The organism is Cupriavidus sp. 207A1 (assembly GCF_057798955.1).
The window spans coordinates 46,132-59,618 of record NZ_JBYOJO010000002.1 but is presented as its reverse complement, the minus strand read 5'-3'; the positions used below and the strand labels follow the sequence as shown (position 1 = coordinate 59,618).

Annotated in this window: 18 protein-coding genes; 2 read left to right on the top strand and 16 right to left on the bottom strand. The window is 64.6% G+C overall.

Annotated features, from left to right (window positions below):
- From AC3FMM_RS03005 to AC3FMM_RS02935, 15 genes are all read right to left on the bottom strand, one after another.
- Window positions 1–543, bottom strand: a complete 543-nt coding sequence (locus AC3FMM_RS03005; RefSeq protein WP_373379607.1) for a phage tail protein I — start codon at window positions 541–543, stop codon at window positions 1–3.
- Entirely contained in the window at window positions 536–1,444 is a 909-nt protein-coding gene (locus tag AC3FMM_RS03000; protein ID WP_373379608.1) for a baseplate J/gp47 family protein, read from the bottom strand. Before AC3FMM_RS03000 ends, AC3FMM_RS03005 begins: the two co-directional genes overlap by 8 nt.
- Window positions 1,441–1,785, bottom strand: a complete 345-nt coding sequence (locus AC3FMM_RS02995) for a GPW/gp25 family protein (RefSeq protein WP_373379609.1) — start codon at window positions 1,783–1,785, stop codon at window positions 1,441–1,443. Before AC3FMM_RS02995 ends, AC3FMM_RS03000 begins: the two co-directional genes overlap by 4 nt.
- Window positions 1,786–1,796: 11 nt before the next feature.
- Complete coding sequence (locus AC3FMM_RS02990) at window positions 1,797–2,423, bottom strand: phage baseplate assembly protein V (protein WP_488686105.1); 627 nt, start codon at window positions 2,421–2,423, stop codon at window positions 1,797–1,799.
- Between the two features lie 76 nt (window positions 2,424–2,499).
- Window positions 2,500–2,946, bottom strand: a complete 447-nt coding sequence (locus tag AC3FMM_RS02985; RefSeq protein WP_373379611.1) for a phage virion morphogenesis protein — start codon at window positions 2,944–2,946, stop codon at window positions 2,500–2,502.
- Window positions 2,943–3,383 (bottom strand): phage tail protein, encoded by a 441-nt coding sequence (locus AC3FMM_RS02980; RefSeq protein ID WP_373379612.1) that lies wholly within the window; start codon window positions 3,381–3,383, stop codon window positions 2,943–2,945. Before AC3FMM_RS02980 ends, AC3FMM_RS02985 begins: the two co-directional genes overlap by 4 nt.
- On the bottom strand, window positions 3,380–3,892 hold the full coding sequence (locus AC3FMM_RS02975; RefSeq protein ID WP_373379613.1) for a hypothetical protein: 513 nt from the start codon (window positions 3,890–3,892) through the stop codon (window positions 3,380–3,382). Before AC3FMM_RS02975 ends, AC3FMM_RS02980 begins: the two co-directional genes overlap by 4 nt.
- The gene (locus AC3FMM_RS02970) at window positions 3,889–4,695 is read right to left on the bottom strand and encodes an N-acetylmuramidase domain-containing protein (protein WP_373379614.1); all 807 of its coding nucleotides are present in this window, start codon (window positions 4,693–4,695) and stop codon (window positions 3,889–3,891) included. Before AC3FMM_RS02970 ends, AC3FMM_RS02975 begins: the two co-directional genes overlap by 4 nt.
- Complete coding sequence (locus AC3FMM_RS02965) at window positions 4,673–5,011, bottom strand: phage holin family protein (RefSeq protein WP_373379615.1); 339 nt, start codon at window positions 5,009–5,011, stop codon at window positions 4,673–4,675. The genes AC3FMM_RS02970 and AC3FMM_RS02965 overlap by 23 nt, the downstream gene beginning before the upstream one ends.
- A complete protein-coding gene (locus tag AC3FMM_RS02960) occupies window positions 5,008–5,397 on the bottom strand; it encodes a putative holin (protein ID WP_326347414.1) in 390 nt (129 codons plus the stop codon). Before AC3FMM_RS02960 ends, AC3FMM_RS02965 begins: the two co-directional genes overlap by 4 nt.
- Window positions 5,398–5,412: 15 nt before the next feature.
- Window positions 5,413–5,616 (bottom strand): tail protein X, encoded by a 204-nt coding sequence (locus tag AC3FMM_RS02955; protein WP_174078761.1) that lies wholly within the window; start codon window positions 5,614–5,616, stop codon window positions 5,413–5,415.
- Entirely contained in the window at window positions 5,616–6,083 is a 468-nt protein-coding gene (locus AC3FMM_RS02950) for a head completion/stabilization protein (protein WP_373379616.1), read from the bottom strand. The genes AC3FMM_RS02955 and AC3FMM_RS02950 overlap by 1 nt, the downstream gene beginning before the upstream one ends.
- A gap of 114 nt (window positions 6,084–6,197) precedes the next feature.
- The gene (locus tag AC3FMM_RS02945; protein WP_373379617.1) at window positions 6,198–6,920 is read right to left on the bottom strand and encodes a phage terminase small subunit; all 723 of its coding nucleotides are present in this window, start codon (window positions 6,918–6,920) and stop codon (window positions 6,198–6,200) included.
- Complete coding sequence (locus AC3FMM_RS02940) at window positions 6,917–7,942, bottom strand: phage major capsid protein, P2 family (RefSeq protein ID WP_373379618.1); 1,026 nt, start codon at window positions 7,940–7,942, stop codon at window positions 6,917–6,919. Before AC3FMM_RS02940 ends, AC3FMM_RS02945 begins: the two co-directional genes overlap by 4 nt.
- A gap of 45 nt (window positions 7,943–7,987) precedes the next feature.
- On the bottom strand, window positions 7,988–8,821 hold the full coding sequence (locus AC3FMM_RS02935) for a GPO family capsid scaffolding protein (RefSeq protein WP_373379619.1): 834 nt from the start codon (window positions 8,819–8,821) through the stop codon (window positions 7,988–7,990).
- Window positions 8,822–8,971: 150 nt separating this feature from the next.
- On the opposite strand from AC3FMM_RS02935, the gene AC3FMM_RS02930 reads away from it, so the two are divergent.
- Together AC3FMM_RS02930 and AC3FMM_RS02925 are read left to right on the top strand one after the other, a co-directional pair.
- A complete protein-coding gene (locus AC3FMM_RS02930; protein ID WP_373379620.1) occupies window positions 8,972–10,753 on the top strand; it encodes a terminase ATPase subunit family protein in 1,782 nt (593 codons plus the stop codon).
- Window positions 10,750–11,784 (top strand): phage portal protein, encoded by a 1,035-nt coding sequence (locus AC3FMM_RS02925; protein WP_373379621.1) that lies wholly within the window; start codon window positions 10,750–10,752, stop codon window positions 11,782–11,784. The genes AC3FMM_RS02930 and AC3FMM_RS02925 overlap by 4 nt, the downstream gene beginning before the upstream one ends.
- Window positions 11,785–11,786: 2 nt before the next feature.
- Here AC3FMM_RS02925 and AC3FMM_RS02920 read toward each other — a convergent pair whose 3' ends face one another.
- A complete protein-coding gene (locus AC3FMM_RS02920; RefSeq protein ID WP_373379622.1) occupies window positions 11,787–13,316 on the bottom strand; it encodes a TIR domain-containing protein in 1,530 nt (509 codons plus the stop codon).
- Between the last annotated feature and the right edge of the window lie 171 nt (window positions 13,317–13,487).

Genomic DNA, 13,487 nt, shown 5'->3' with positions numbered 1-13,487 from the left:
TCAGGCGTCCGAAAGAGAGAGGCGGGTGTAGATGGCGGCGCGCGCCCCACCGCCGAATGCGAGGCCACCCTGCGCCTGCAGGCCCTGGGTGACGGTGTAGTGCGCGCGTACTGGCTTGGTACGGTCGATTTCCGCGATCACGTCAGCGACGAATGCCGCGGTCGCGGCCTGGCCGTCGCGGCCGCTGATGGTCAGAACCAGCGAGAACGTGCCGGGCGTGCCCTTCGGGGTCTCCTGCCACCACTCGCGCAGAGCGATGTTGGCGCCGAAGGCAGCAACGACCTCCCGGACGGCTGCGGCGGTGCCGTTCTTGCGTGCAATCGGGATCGCGGCCTTGACACGGGCGCGCTTGACTTGGTCGGGCCAATAGGCTTTCCAGGCGTCCACGCCCATGTGCCAGGCGAGCCAGGGCAGGACGGACGCCGGGACTTCGTCCGGCCGCATCAACGTGCGAAGGGGAGACGGGACGGCGCCCAGCCGGGTGTTGGCCTCGGCCAGGTAGCGCTCGAGCGGCGTCGTGTTGGGGGGCAGCAGGTTAGCCATAGATGCCACCATGCTGAACATCGGTGCCGCTGCAGTAGGTTGCCTGGGTCTGCGACGCGTTGACGTTGGCTAGGGGCTCCAGCAGCTCTACGCGCTCGACCCCGTCCACATGCAGGGCCGCGTACAGGCCCGACAGCGTGACTTCACGGCCGATGCGGTGCGTCTCCGCGGTATAGGCTGCCAGGCGTGCATTGGCCTCGGTCAGCACCACACCCGAATCCGGACCGGGAAAGGTGTAAATTTTCGCGCGTACCCGGTAGGGCACGATCTCCGCCGATTGAACTGTGACCAGATCAGTGAGCGGCCTCACGTCATCCGCGCCCAGCACGCCGGCCACCGCGTCGATCAAGTCCTGTGGCGCCTGGCCGTTGCCTTCACGCGAAAGGATCGTCACCACCACCTCGCAGGGCGCCGGGCTGGTGGCCAGTGCGTCGAGAACGCGGCCGTCGGCGCCGAGCGCATGCGAGCGGTAGGCGCCGGCCGGGCCTGCTACCGAAAAGCCTTGCGGCGCCAGTTGGATGCGCTTGCGGAAGTCCGAGTTGCTCTCCATCACCGCGGCAATGCCGTTTTCGGGATCCGCAGGGGTCAGGGTCAAGCGCCTGACGCCGAACAGCGCACCAAGGTGGTCCAGGTCGGCATCCTCGGCGTAGGCCAGCATGACGGCGCGCGCCGCGTCGTTCACGCGCTGGCGCAGCACCATCTCGCGATAGGCCGATTCCTGCAGCGCTTTGACGATCGGTTCGGATTCGAGCTTGAGCGTTTCCTCGACCGCCGCACGTTCGGCCACGGGATGCAGCGAAACGAAATGCGCCTTGCGTTCGGCCAGCAGGGATTCGTAGTCGATCACCTCGACCACGTTCGGCGCAGGCAGGCGGGACAGGTCGATGGGCGTGGTGGTCATGGGGTGCCTCCGCGCAGGGGGATGTGCAGGCGGGTTGCCTCAGCGCGCGGTCCGTCCACTCGCTCGGCCTCGATGTCGATGGATAGGGCGCCATTTGCCCCGGCCTCGAATGCCACCCGGGTGACACGCAGTCGGGGTTCCCACCGGACCAAGGCCATGACCGACGCCGACATGGCGCGCAGAAGCGTGCCGCGGTGCAGTGGCTGGTCGACCAGCTGCGGCAGCAGGGAGCCGTAGTCGCGCCGCATGACACGCGTGCCGATCGGCGTGGTGAGGATGTCGCGCACCGATTGCGCGATGTGCTCGCGGTCGGTCAGCGTCCGACCGGTGCCGGCGTTCATGCCGCGGTAGCTCACTGGATGCGCTCCGTCCAGTCGCCGCCCCGCAGGACGCCGCCGTGGTCGTGGCTGTCCAGGACCACGCCGTTGGACGACAGGCTGCCGCCGGTGTGCGTGATGTTGCCGCGGATTTGCGTGCCCGCGCCACCACTGCCATCCTCACCGGACATACCGCCCTGGTAGCTGAACAGACCTTCGACGGTGACTTTGCCCTTGAAGGTGGTCTGCGGGCACTCCACCACCACCTGCTGCCCGGCCCGGAGCAGCACGGTCTTGACATCGGACACCTCTAGCGCGCCGGCGACGTGGTTGTAGCGCGTGATGGCGCCGTCCGGGTAGAGGGTGACGGTTTCGTCGGCGCTGTGGCTGGGCACATCTCGTGCGTCGGACGGCAGACCCGTCAGGATGACGCCGTTGCGCGGCTCACCGCTTGGACACAGCATCACCACCTGTTCGCCTACGGTCGGTGGGTTCCAGGTGCGGGTGGCGCCAGCGCGCCGCTCAAGCCAAGGCAGCCAATCGGTGGTGATGCCGCCCGTGGCAATGCGCACGCGCGGCGGGGTGGCCGTATCAACCTCGGCAACGGTGCCGAGGCGGATTAGATTCTCGATCAGGCGGGCGAGTTCGGTGGTGGAGTCCATGCCCGCCAGCGTGCCGTGCGCGCGCGAACCGGTCACGCGGCGGGTGTTGTGAGATCCGGCTGTACAACAGCCAGTCTCAGGCGGTGAGGTGTGCGAGCACGAGATCGGTGATGCGGTCCACGTCGGCGTCGTCAAAGCCGAGCAGCACGCGCTGTGGGTACGTGACCTCGAGGCCGGCCCGGTTGACCCGATCACGCAGCCCGAACTGGTGGACTGCGGCGATGCGCTGCGCGCGGCCGACAAAGGTCACCACGGCGGCGTCCGGACTCGTCTCCATCTTGAGAAAGCGGGTAGTGCGCAGGCGCGCGAACATCGCGCGGCGCACGCGCCCCGGCCGTAGCCGCAGCTGAGGCTTGCGCGGCTCATAGGCCGACCCGTCGGGATTGCGCTGCTCGGCGATGCGCGCACCCTGGCGGCGGCGCATCTCCGTGGCCACGGCCCGCGCCAGCGCGCGCTGGGCTGGTGCGCCCAGGTTCGCCAGCAGGACGCCTGCCCACGCCTCCAGGGCGCGCAAGTCGCTCATGGCGCTGCCGGCCGCCACGTAGACGGATCGTCGTCTTCGTTGACAGGTTCCGGATGGTGCTCTACCTGGTATCCGGTCCCGTTGACACGCACCGTGACGCGCTCGGTCAGCGGCAGCTTCAGGGCCAGATCCACGGTGGTGTGGTTCAGGATATCGGCCTCGAACTTCACACCGTCCTCTCGCTGTGCCGGGCTGAAGAATAACTCGGGCTGATTGACGCGCAGCCAGGCCAGAACCGGCACCATGATTTCGTCGGATCCGGCCGCGAAGTCAGTCACGATCAGTGTCAGCGTGTACCGGTACTCGAAGGATAGCGACCTGGCGCCAGTAGCCACCAGGCGGCCTTCGTCCACGAACACATGGAGCTTCTCCGGATGGCGGGCCAGATCCGGCACCGCCGCCGTCAGCGCTTCGCGCAGGCTGTTGGGCTTCATCATGGCGCGGGGGCCTCCCCGATGATGATCGCGCCCTGGTCACGGAGCAGCTGCTGCAGGGCGTTCAGTTGCTCGGCGTTTGCGTGGCAGACGGTGTAGTTGCCGGCAATGGCGCGGGAGACGGCAGAGAGTGCAATTCCCGAGCTGGCCGCATCAGTATCTCCGGCACCCGGACCGAGCACGGTGCCGGCAGCGGCGGCGTCATGCAGGCGCACAAAGCCAATGGGAATAGTGCAAGAGGCGTCAGCTTGAGCAGGGACATAGCGCGGGATCTCCTTGATGATGGTGTCGCCCTTGACATAGACCGTATGCACTCGGTCGACATACTCGGTCACCTTGATGACGCCGGCCTCGGTGCTGTCGAGTTGTGACCTTAGACTGGCCGTCATTGCTTCGGCGTCGCTGGCGCGCTTCTGCGCGGCCTGGTAGCGATCCGTCATCCAGGCGCCGGTGCCGGCGACACCCAGCAGCAGCACGCCGACGGCGAGGAAGAGGGCCAGGGTGCGATTCATGCCGGCTCCTTTTCTTCGGCGTCATAGCGCGCGAAGGCGCGTGCCAGCTTCACGTCATAGAGGTTCTCGCGGTATGCCGGGCCGTTGTAAAGGCTGGCGAACGTTGGCCAGCGGCGAGCCTTGAGCGCCTTGTGCAGTGCCGGATCCGCGAGGATGAACCGGACGAACGCGTCGAGCTGGGCGGCTTCGCTGTCGCGCATGCAAGCTGAAAACGCCTGCACGCTGGGGTAGCCCAGGCGCTCCCAGTGATAGCCCATCACCTGGAAGAGTCCCCAGCTGGCCGCAGCCAGCGCGCACGCTTCATCGATGTCAGCGGCTCGGGCGAGCCGCATGTGCTCCGCGGCACCGCCTGCATAGCCGCCCCGTGCGGCGTTGATCAGGTTCGGGTACTGGCGTGCCAGCGCGTCAGCGTCACGGCCAGCCACCTTTAGTTGCCGGAACATGATGTGCCGCTCGAACAGGATCACCGGGCGGCCATCCGCCAGGAAGCCGGAACCGCGGCTTTCCACCTCATTCACCGCCCGCAATGCCGCCAGGGGCACCTCCAGCACGTCGGCGGCACGCTGCAGATCGGCGGCGCTCAGATGCGCCGGTTGCCGCGTGTCGCGCTGCAGGGCCAGGAGCGTTTTTGGCCCGGCGATACCATCGACCACCAGGCCGTATCGTGCCTGCGCGGCCCGCACGGCTGCGAGTGTCGCGGCGTCAAAGTCGCCAGTCATCTCCAGTTGGGCGCCACGCTCGCGCAGCAGGCGCTGCAGCTCGCGTACATCCGCGCCAACGTCACCGGCTCGCAGGATGGTCATCGCAGGAACTCCGTAGGAAGCGAACGAGCCAAGAGCCGCCACCGTCGGCCTCCGCCATGCGGAACAGCTCCACCACGTTGCCCCGCACGGCATACAAGGCGAGGCACAGCACCGCGGTGATACCGTTCTGAGCGAGCATGGCCCACTCGTAGCGGCCGAAAAGCACGCCGATGGTCACGGCGCCCGCCAGCACGATCAGCACATAGGCCAGACGCGCGGCCCAAGGCCGGTGAGCGGCGCCTGCGCGTCGGAAGAGCAGCAGGCGCATGGCGATCAGCGCGCACAGCGCTGCCTGGATGAAGAAGAGTATCGTCACTTGTTGCCTCCTTGTCCGTTACCGCGGAAGTAGCCGACGAGGCGGTCTCCATTGCCGGCCACGCGGATCAGCACCAACAGCAGCTTGACGATCACCGCGGAGGCCACCAGCGCGCCGACGCCGTGGCTCACCTCTGCGTCGGTGGGCAGCGCCTTGGCGATCAGCGCAGCAGCCAACGGTGCGGCCAGGCAGCCCGCCACGATGGACAGCACCAGGAAAGCGAGCTTCTTGGCTGTCGACATGTCGTCGGAATTGAGCGCGAATACCGCGGCGCCGGCAAAGGCGCCCAGCACCGTCGCCGCGTCCACGCCCGGCAGCAGGGTGATGGCCCCAACGCCGGTCACGGCAATGGCGGTGGTGGTGCCGGTGGAAATGGGTTCAGCCATGGTCGAATCCTTGGATCAGTCCCACAGCTGCACGCGCTGGACGGCTGGCTGTGGAGAGGTGTCGGGCAGGTCGATGACCGTGCCGTGGGGTAGAACCGGACCGAGATCGGCCAGGCCGGGATTGGCCGCAAGTACGGCCTCGGTAACGCCGGCGGTGCGCCCGTAGACGCGTTGGCAGACCGCGTCGACGGTGTCACCTTGGAGGGTTCGCACGCGCATCAGATCAGCTCCACAGTGGTACGGGTGATGCCCAGCAGGTCGCTGATGGCCCACCGCGCGTCGCGCCGCAGGTCTTCCACCGCTTGCAGCAGCGCCTCGGCCGTCTTGTTGCCGGCCGCCGTGGCGTCGTAGTCGCGGTATCGCTCAATCAGCCCGGCACGGGCCTGGCAATACAGCGCGCGCAGGTAGCGGTGCAGATTGGCAGACCTGCCGTCGACCTGTCCGGCGGGTACCGACTCCAGGGAGGCATGGCCAAAGGCTTGCTGGGCTGCCTTCCAGCCAGCCAGTTCGGCGTTGACCGACAAGGCGGCCTCGATCAGCGCCGCGCGCAGGCGATCCGGTGTCACGGTGCCGTCCTGACGCATGGCGGCCGAAGCCTGGTCGACGTCGATGTCCGGGAAGAATCCATCGTTGGCGATCAGGTTCTGGCCGGCGGCTGCCGCAGCGGTGGCGATGAAAGATGACATGGGTTCGCTGGTCGTGGAGGCGGTGGACGGGGCAATCGTCAGGGTTGGCCGGCATGTGGCCGGTGCGCCCATGGGATGCCCCGTGCCGCCTGATGCGCGGGGTCACGCTCGGTGTCAGCTGCGGCCGTCGCCCTCCTTGGCGCCGGCTGCTGCTGCGTTCTTGATTTCGCGCTCGAGGCGCTCGATATCCTTTTTGACGCCGACCTTGTCGTGCAGCTCCAGTGCACGGCGCAGGTTGCGCAGCGCGAACTCGCGGCGCTCCTGCTGGCGCTCGGCCGGCGTGGTGTCGACCAGTGCGGCATGGGCGTAGCCGACCGCCTTGTGCAGCTTGGCGCGCACTTCGTCGGGCATGTCCTGGTCGTTGACCAGCATGCCGACCTCGCCTAGGGCGTCGACGTCGACCGGCTGTCCGGCTTCCACGGCCTTGATCGTCATGGCCGAATACTCCTCGGCGATCAGGCACGCCGTGGTGCGCTGGTACTGGTCAGGCATCACCAGGCCGTGGCGGATGGCGTAGCTGGCCAGCGGCAGGGCGCCGGCGAAGTCGCCCACGTCGATGTGCCAGACCATCACGTGCATGAAGACCTCGTCCTGCACGCCAGTGTCGGCGTCCAGCACACCCTGCACCCAGGCCGCATAGGCGGGCAGCATGGCGCGCTTGGCATCGGCCTTGCGCTCGATCGACTGGATCTGCTTGAGCTGGCGCTTGTGCTCCGCCAGCTGCGCCAGCATCAGCTCATGGCCCGAAGCGTGGTGCAGCGGGTTGTCGGCCTCGGCGGCGGCTGCCGCCCGCTGCGCGCTCACGCGCAGGAAATGATTTCGGGCGGGGCTCGTCATTCGGCGGCCACCTCGATGTTCTCGGCCATGGCGGCGCACGCCAGGTCTTCGATGACGTACGCGTCGTTACTGGACTCGTAGTTCTCGATGCGGTCGCGCTTGGCGTTGTCGACGATCGTGCGCCGGCGCGAGCCTTCCTGGTAGTAGATCGACAGGTTGTCCAGGCGCGTGACCAGCAGGGCAGCCGGCGGGAAGTAGGGCACCCGCACAGCCGGCAGGTTTCCGATACGCTTCTGGCTCATGATGATGTCGGTCGCCAGCTTCTGCGTCGGGTCGCGGTCCTTGTTCAGCAGCGGAAAATACTTGTCGGCCAGCAGTTGGCGGCCGCACACCACCACCAGGTCGGGGTCTTCGGCGTACCACGGCGCCACCAGGTGGCTGCACAGGTCGAACACCAGGGCGTCGAGGCTGGCATAGTCGCGCGCGGCATCGGTGTCCGGGCCGCCGACGATGATCTTGCCCACCGCCTTGCCATCCTTCATCACGCGCTCCGGGGCTTCCTCGCGCAGGTGCTGCAGCCAGCCCTTGTTGACGTCCTGCAGCATCGGGTTGGTGGCGCGGTTTGACGTGGCGGCGCGGCTCACGCCGTTGAAGCCGATCATGATGCGATCCAGCGCCTGGCGACGCAGGATGGCGTCGCGGATACGGGTCTGGAAGTCGGGGAACTTGGCCCAGGCATCCAGCATGCGGTAAGTGATGTGGGTGTCCGAGTTGGTCTGCTCGCAGCGGTAGTTGCGGTCATCCAGCGTCGCAATGTCGCGGGTCTGGCGGTCCTGCGCCGCGGTGTCAGTGGTGCTGGCCACCGGACCCGACACGCCGAGGCCGATCTTCTCGCCTTCCTGCTCGGTCACCCCGTAGACGTTGATCCTGCCCAGGAATTCGCTGGATTCCTGCACCTTCGTTTCGAGCTTCTGCTGGACGCTGGGCTGCACGCTGAACTTGCGGTCCACGCGCTCGACGCCGTTGATCTCGGCGATTTTGGCTTCGTATGCCGCGTACTTGCGGCGGGTATCGTTGCGCATTGAGTTGGCTCCGGTGGGTTGTTGTGTCGCTGTCCGGGGGCAGGCTCAGCAGTCGGTTTCGATGGCGCTGCCATCGCCGCCGGTGGCGGGCGGGCGACGGCGGAAGTCTTCCTTCTTCTCCAGCGCGCCCTTGAGCGCGCTGAACGCTTCCTTGTCCTTGGCCTGGTCGGCCTGCAAGGCATCCAGGCGCTGTGTCATACCGTCGATGGCCTTGGCAAACGTCTCGCCCAGCGACTGCACTTCCCTGGCGATGGTCTGGACGGCTTCCTGGGTATCGGCGTGGCGCGCATCGTTGCCGGCTTCGGACCTGTCTTGGCGCGCGAAGAGCTTCTTGATGCTGGCGGCAAAACCGGCCCCCGGCGCGGCGCTGGGTGTGTCGGCGGAGAAGTCCAGTTCGACCGGCACGGCTTCGGAGAACAGATTGTTCGGATCCTGCTTGCGCTCGGCCAGCGGGTTGGTCTTCGCCTTGGCGCTGAACTGAAGCATTTCGCAGCCCAGGCTTGCCGGGTTGTCGGTGACGGCCAGGCCAACCAGATAGGCTTCGCCGGTGTCGGCGAAATCCGGGTTCACTTCCATGGAGCAGAACACCTTCTGCCGCGCCTTGTTGAAGGCGATCAGCTCGGCGGTGGGGTCCAGCTGCGCATAGAGGCGCATCTTGCCGCCTTCCTCCTCGGTCTTGAGCGCCAGCACGTCACCGTACGCCTTGAACGGGCCATCGGGCACGATGCCGCGGATGTGCTCCAGGTTGATGCGCGCCCCGTAGGTGTCCGGGTCGTAGCTCGCCGCCATCTGCACCAGCATCTCGCGGTCAATCACGCGGCCGTCGCTGGTCGCGCCTTCGGTGGCAATGCGGAAAAACTTCGGGTTCTTGCCGGCCATGGGTTCCTCTTCGGTCGTGGTTCCGTGTGGTTACGTCGTGCTGCCATGTTGGGCGGGCCGCCACGCGCGGGCAACGCAATCGTGTTGTGCGAAACAGCGCCACAACACCGCTCACGTGGCACGCGCGCGCGCGACCGGTAGCGTTGCGGCATGACTACGCTTCCGCCTCTTTCCATCCATTCATTCGATCCAGAAATGGAGCCGCGGCGCATCGCGCGCGCGCTCTACTGGCAGGGCTATCGGGTCGCGCGCATCGCGGAAATGCTTCGCGTGAAGCCCGTGACCGTGCACAGCTGGAAGCGGCGCGACGAGTGGGACAAGGCTGATGCCGTGGAGCGCATCGGGACCAGCATCGAAGCGCGCATGGCGCTGCTGGTGGCCAAGGAGAAGAAGGAAGGGAAGGATTACAAGGAGATCGATCTGCTGGGCCGGCAGATCGAGCGCCTGGCGCGCGTGCGCCGATACGAGTGCACCGGCAACGAGGCCGATCTCAATCCGAAGGTGGCCAACCGCAACAAAGGCCCGCGCAAGAAGCCGGAGCGCAATGCGATCAGCGACGAGGAGCAGGACCAGCTGGTCGACGCCTTCATGGATTCGATGTTCGACTATCAGCGCGTCTGGTACGAGGCCGGCCTGGTCGAGCGCATCCGCAACATCCTGAAGAGCCGCCAGATCGGCGCGACCTGGTACTTCGCCCGCGAAGCCTTCATCGACGCACTGACCACCGGCCGCAACCAGGTTTTCCTGTCGGCCAGCAAGGCGCAGGCCCACGTCTTCAAGCACTACATCATCCAGTTTGCCAAGGATTCCGCGGGCGTGGAGTTGAAGGGCGATCCGCTGGTGCTGCCCAATGGGGCGACGCTGTACTTCCTCGGCACCAATGCGCGCACGGCCCAGAGCTACCACGGCAACCTGTATCTGGACGAGTATTTCTGGATTCAACGCTTCCAGGAGCTGCGCAAGGTGGCTTCCGGCATGGCCATCCATGCGAAGTGGCGGCAGACGTATTTCTCGACGCCATCAAGCCTGGCGCATGAGGCGTATCCCTTCTGGTCAGGCGCCTTGTTCAACCGCGGACGCAGGAAAGATCAGCATGTGCAGGTAGACGTGAGCCACGCGCATCTTCAGGCAGGCCGGCGCTGCGCGGACGGGCAGTGGCGCCAGGTGGTGACCGTCGAGGATGCGGTGCGCGGCGGCTGCAACCTGTTCGACCTGGAGCAGCTGCGCCGCGAGTACAGCGACGCCGACTTCGAGAACCTGCTGATGTGCGGCTTCATTGACGACACGGCATCCGTCTTCCCGTTGTCGATGCTGATGCGCTGCATGGTAGACAGCTGGGAAGTCTGGGAAGACTTCCGCCACTGGTCGCCGCGGCCGCTGGGCAACCGTGAAGTGTGGGTGGGCTATGACCCCAACGGTGGCGGCGGCGACAGCGCCGCACTAGTGGTGGTCGCGCCGCCGCTGGTGCCCGGCGGCAAGTTCCGAGTGCTGGAGAAACACCAGTTCCGCGGCATCGACTACGAAGAGCAGGCCGCGGCCATCCTGAAGGTGTGCGAGCGCTACAACGTGACCTACATCGGCATCGACCGCACCGGCGTCGGCGATGCCGTCTACAAAGTCGTCCTCAAAACACGCCCGGAGGCACAAGGCTTCACCTATTCAGTCGACGTGAAGACCGGCCTGGTGCTCAAGGCCACCGACGTCATCAGCAAGGGGCGTCTGGAGTTTGACGCCGGCTGGACGGATTTCGCCGCGTCGTTCATGTCGATCCGCAAGACCACCACCGCTGCGGGCGGCCGGGTCACCTACCAGGCCGGCCGCTCGGAAGAAACCAGCCACGCCGATCTGGCCTGGGCTTGCATGCACGCGCTAGCGCACGAGCCGATCGAAGGCGTGACCACCACCAATACCAGCATTCTGGAGTTCTCATGACCCGCAAGAAATACCGCGGCGCGTCCCATGGCGCCGCATCTGTGCCGGCCGAGCCGGCGCGCGCTGCGTCTGTGGAGGCGTTCAGCTTCGGCGATCCGGTGGCTGTCCTAGATCGTCGCGAGCTGCTCGACTACGTGGAGTGCATGCGCGTCGGCGACTGGTACGAGCCGCCGCTGCCCTGGGATGGCCTGGCGCGGAGCTTCCGCGCGGCCGTGCACAACAGCTCTCCGATCTACGTGAAGCGCAACATCCTGGTCTCCACGTTCATTCCCCACAAGCTGCTGTCGCGCTCGGCCTTCGCGAGGTGGGTGCAGGATTTTTTGGTGTTCGGCAATGGCTATCTGGAGCGGCGTGACAACGTGCTGGGCCAGCCCATCGCACTGGAGCCGGCCATGGCAAAGTACGTTCGCCGCGGCGTGGATCTGGAGACCTACCACTTCGTGCAGAACTGGCAGGACAAGCACACCTTCAAGCGCGGCAGCATCTTTCACCTGCTGGAGCCGGACATCAACCAGGAGGTGTATGGGCTGCCCGAATACCTGTCGGCGCTCAATGCCACCTGGCTCAACGAATCGGCCACGCTCTTCCGCCGGCGTTATTACAAGAATGGCAGCCACGCCGGCTTCATCCTGTACATGACCGATGCCGCGCAAAAGCAGGAAGACGTCGATGTCCTGCGGAAAGCGCTCAAGGAGTCCAAGGGGCCCGGTAACTTCCGCAACCTGTTTATGTACGCGCCAGGAGGGAAGAAGGACGGCATCCAACTGCTGCCGGTCTCCGAGGTGGCAGCCAAGGACGAGTTCTGGAACATCAAGAATGTGACCCGCGACGACCAGTTGGCTGCGCATCGCGTGCCGCCGCAACTGATGGGCATTATCCCGAACAACACGGGCGGGTTCGGTGACGCCGAGAAGGCCGCATTGGTCTTCGCGCGAAATGAAATTGAGCCGCTGCAAGAGCGGCTCAAAGAACTCAACTACTGGCTGGAGGAGGAGGTCGTACGCTTTTCAAGCTACCGGCTCTCCGATTGACTCTACTTCGATCCGTCATAAAAAAGGTCGTTGGCTGCGTTCTCCGCTTCCTTCGCTGCAGCAGCGAGTTCCTCTGTGCGATCCGAGGTGAGTTTTGCTGCGATAACATCGGCGATATGCTCGATTTGCGCTTCTCGGTCACCGTTCAAATCATAGGAAAGATAGCCAATTGCGGAAACAGGATCGATGGCGCCTGGGACCCAGTCAGAGCACACGATCGAAATTACATTGCTGCCATAACGCTCTGCAAACTCGCCGGATTCAAACTTCGTCCAAATCTTGCGGGGGTAGTCCTTGCTTAGGATCGCAACTACGTACCTGGCTTCCGCTCGATAGATTGGTGCCAGGTATTCTTCGACGTCATTTGCGACGATGCGATGCTGTTCGTGCATGTCGTAGAAGACCTGGATTTCTCTTTCCATGAGCTTCTCGCAAAGGCGCTCAGCAATTTCACGATTTTCCCCCGCAAACGATAGCGCGAAGTCGTACTTGCTTGTGAAGTCGAGATTGAAATAACCGATCTGTCGCGAAAAATTCGACCAAATTAGATGGCGAATGAAATACAGAAACTTCGGGTCTTCCGCAGTGAGCAACTGGCTCTGTGCATCGAAGTGAATTAGGTTGCCGATCTCAGTATTGTTAGAGATGAGTGTGCGCAAGTGACCTTTTTCGATCACTTGAGAAACACTTCCCTTCATTTTTGGATTCGCTGCGATGGCGTCACGTGTATCCAACACACCCTGCTCCGTGGTTGATAGCCATCTCAGTAGATGCAAATAGGGGGCGCGGCCTTCGCGGCGAAGTCGGTTCCCTGTAGCAAAATCCCGCGCGACTGGGGTAAAGCGCGCTGACAGTTCTCGAATTACGGCCTCACGCATCGCGGGCACGCTCGTCTCAATCGTAACGGTCCCTTGGCAACGCTCAATCACGCCAGCTTGCAAACATGCTTCGTGGCAAAGAATCTGTGCCATCGCAAAGCTTCCTTCGGCCTCGCCCGCGATGTCTTCCCAGGCCGCGATCTCACAGTTCAACGCATATTGACCGCGGTTGATCAGTTCGATCAACCGTTCGATATTGGTCCGCGCCAATCGAATAATTTCAATTCGGTGTAGCAGATCTGGGGCGACGTCAATAAGTGACTGGCCGGCTCTGTTGATACCGATCAAGACAATTTTGGTCCCAACGTCTTCTTCGTCTGCCGCAAGCTTCATCAAGTCCGTCAGCTGCAGCTTCAACTCGTCCGGAAGGCGGTGAAAATCGTCGATGATGACCAAGCCTACGTTTGACTGCCCCTTGAGACCTGCAATGCGGGCGACGTCGGCCGATCGGCGTGCCGATAGCCAGGTGCAGGAGTCCCCATATTGCAGCCGCTCCACTGCTCGTCTGATACACGAAGTCTTACCAATGCCGGACGGGCCCTCCACGATAAGGCCGCGGCCCGGGGTCCGTAATGCAACAACGACACGGTTGAACTCGCTTGGCTCGACAAAGGTGTGCGTCGGTACACCCGATTTCTTGAAAACGTCCTCCAAGCTCAATGCTGGAGGATTTGGGACGGCCTGCTGCGTTGGGGTGGCGTCATTGGGCATAGCTGTGGACAAGACGTGGAGTAAAGATGAAGAGAACCAGAGTCTACATCGTAGTGCGCGCGGTGGAGACCCCGCCTCACCCGCTCGCTTCATCGAGTGGTTTTTATGCAGTTG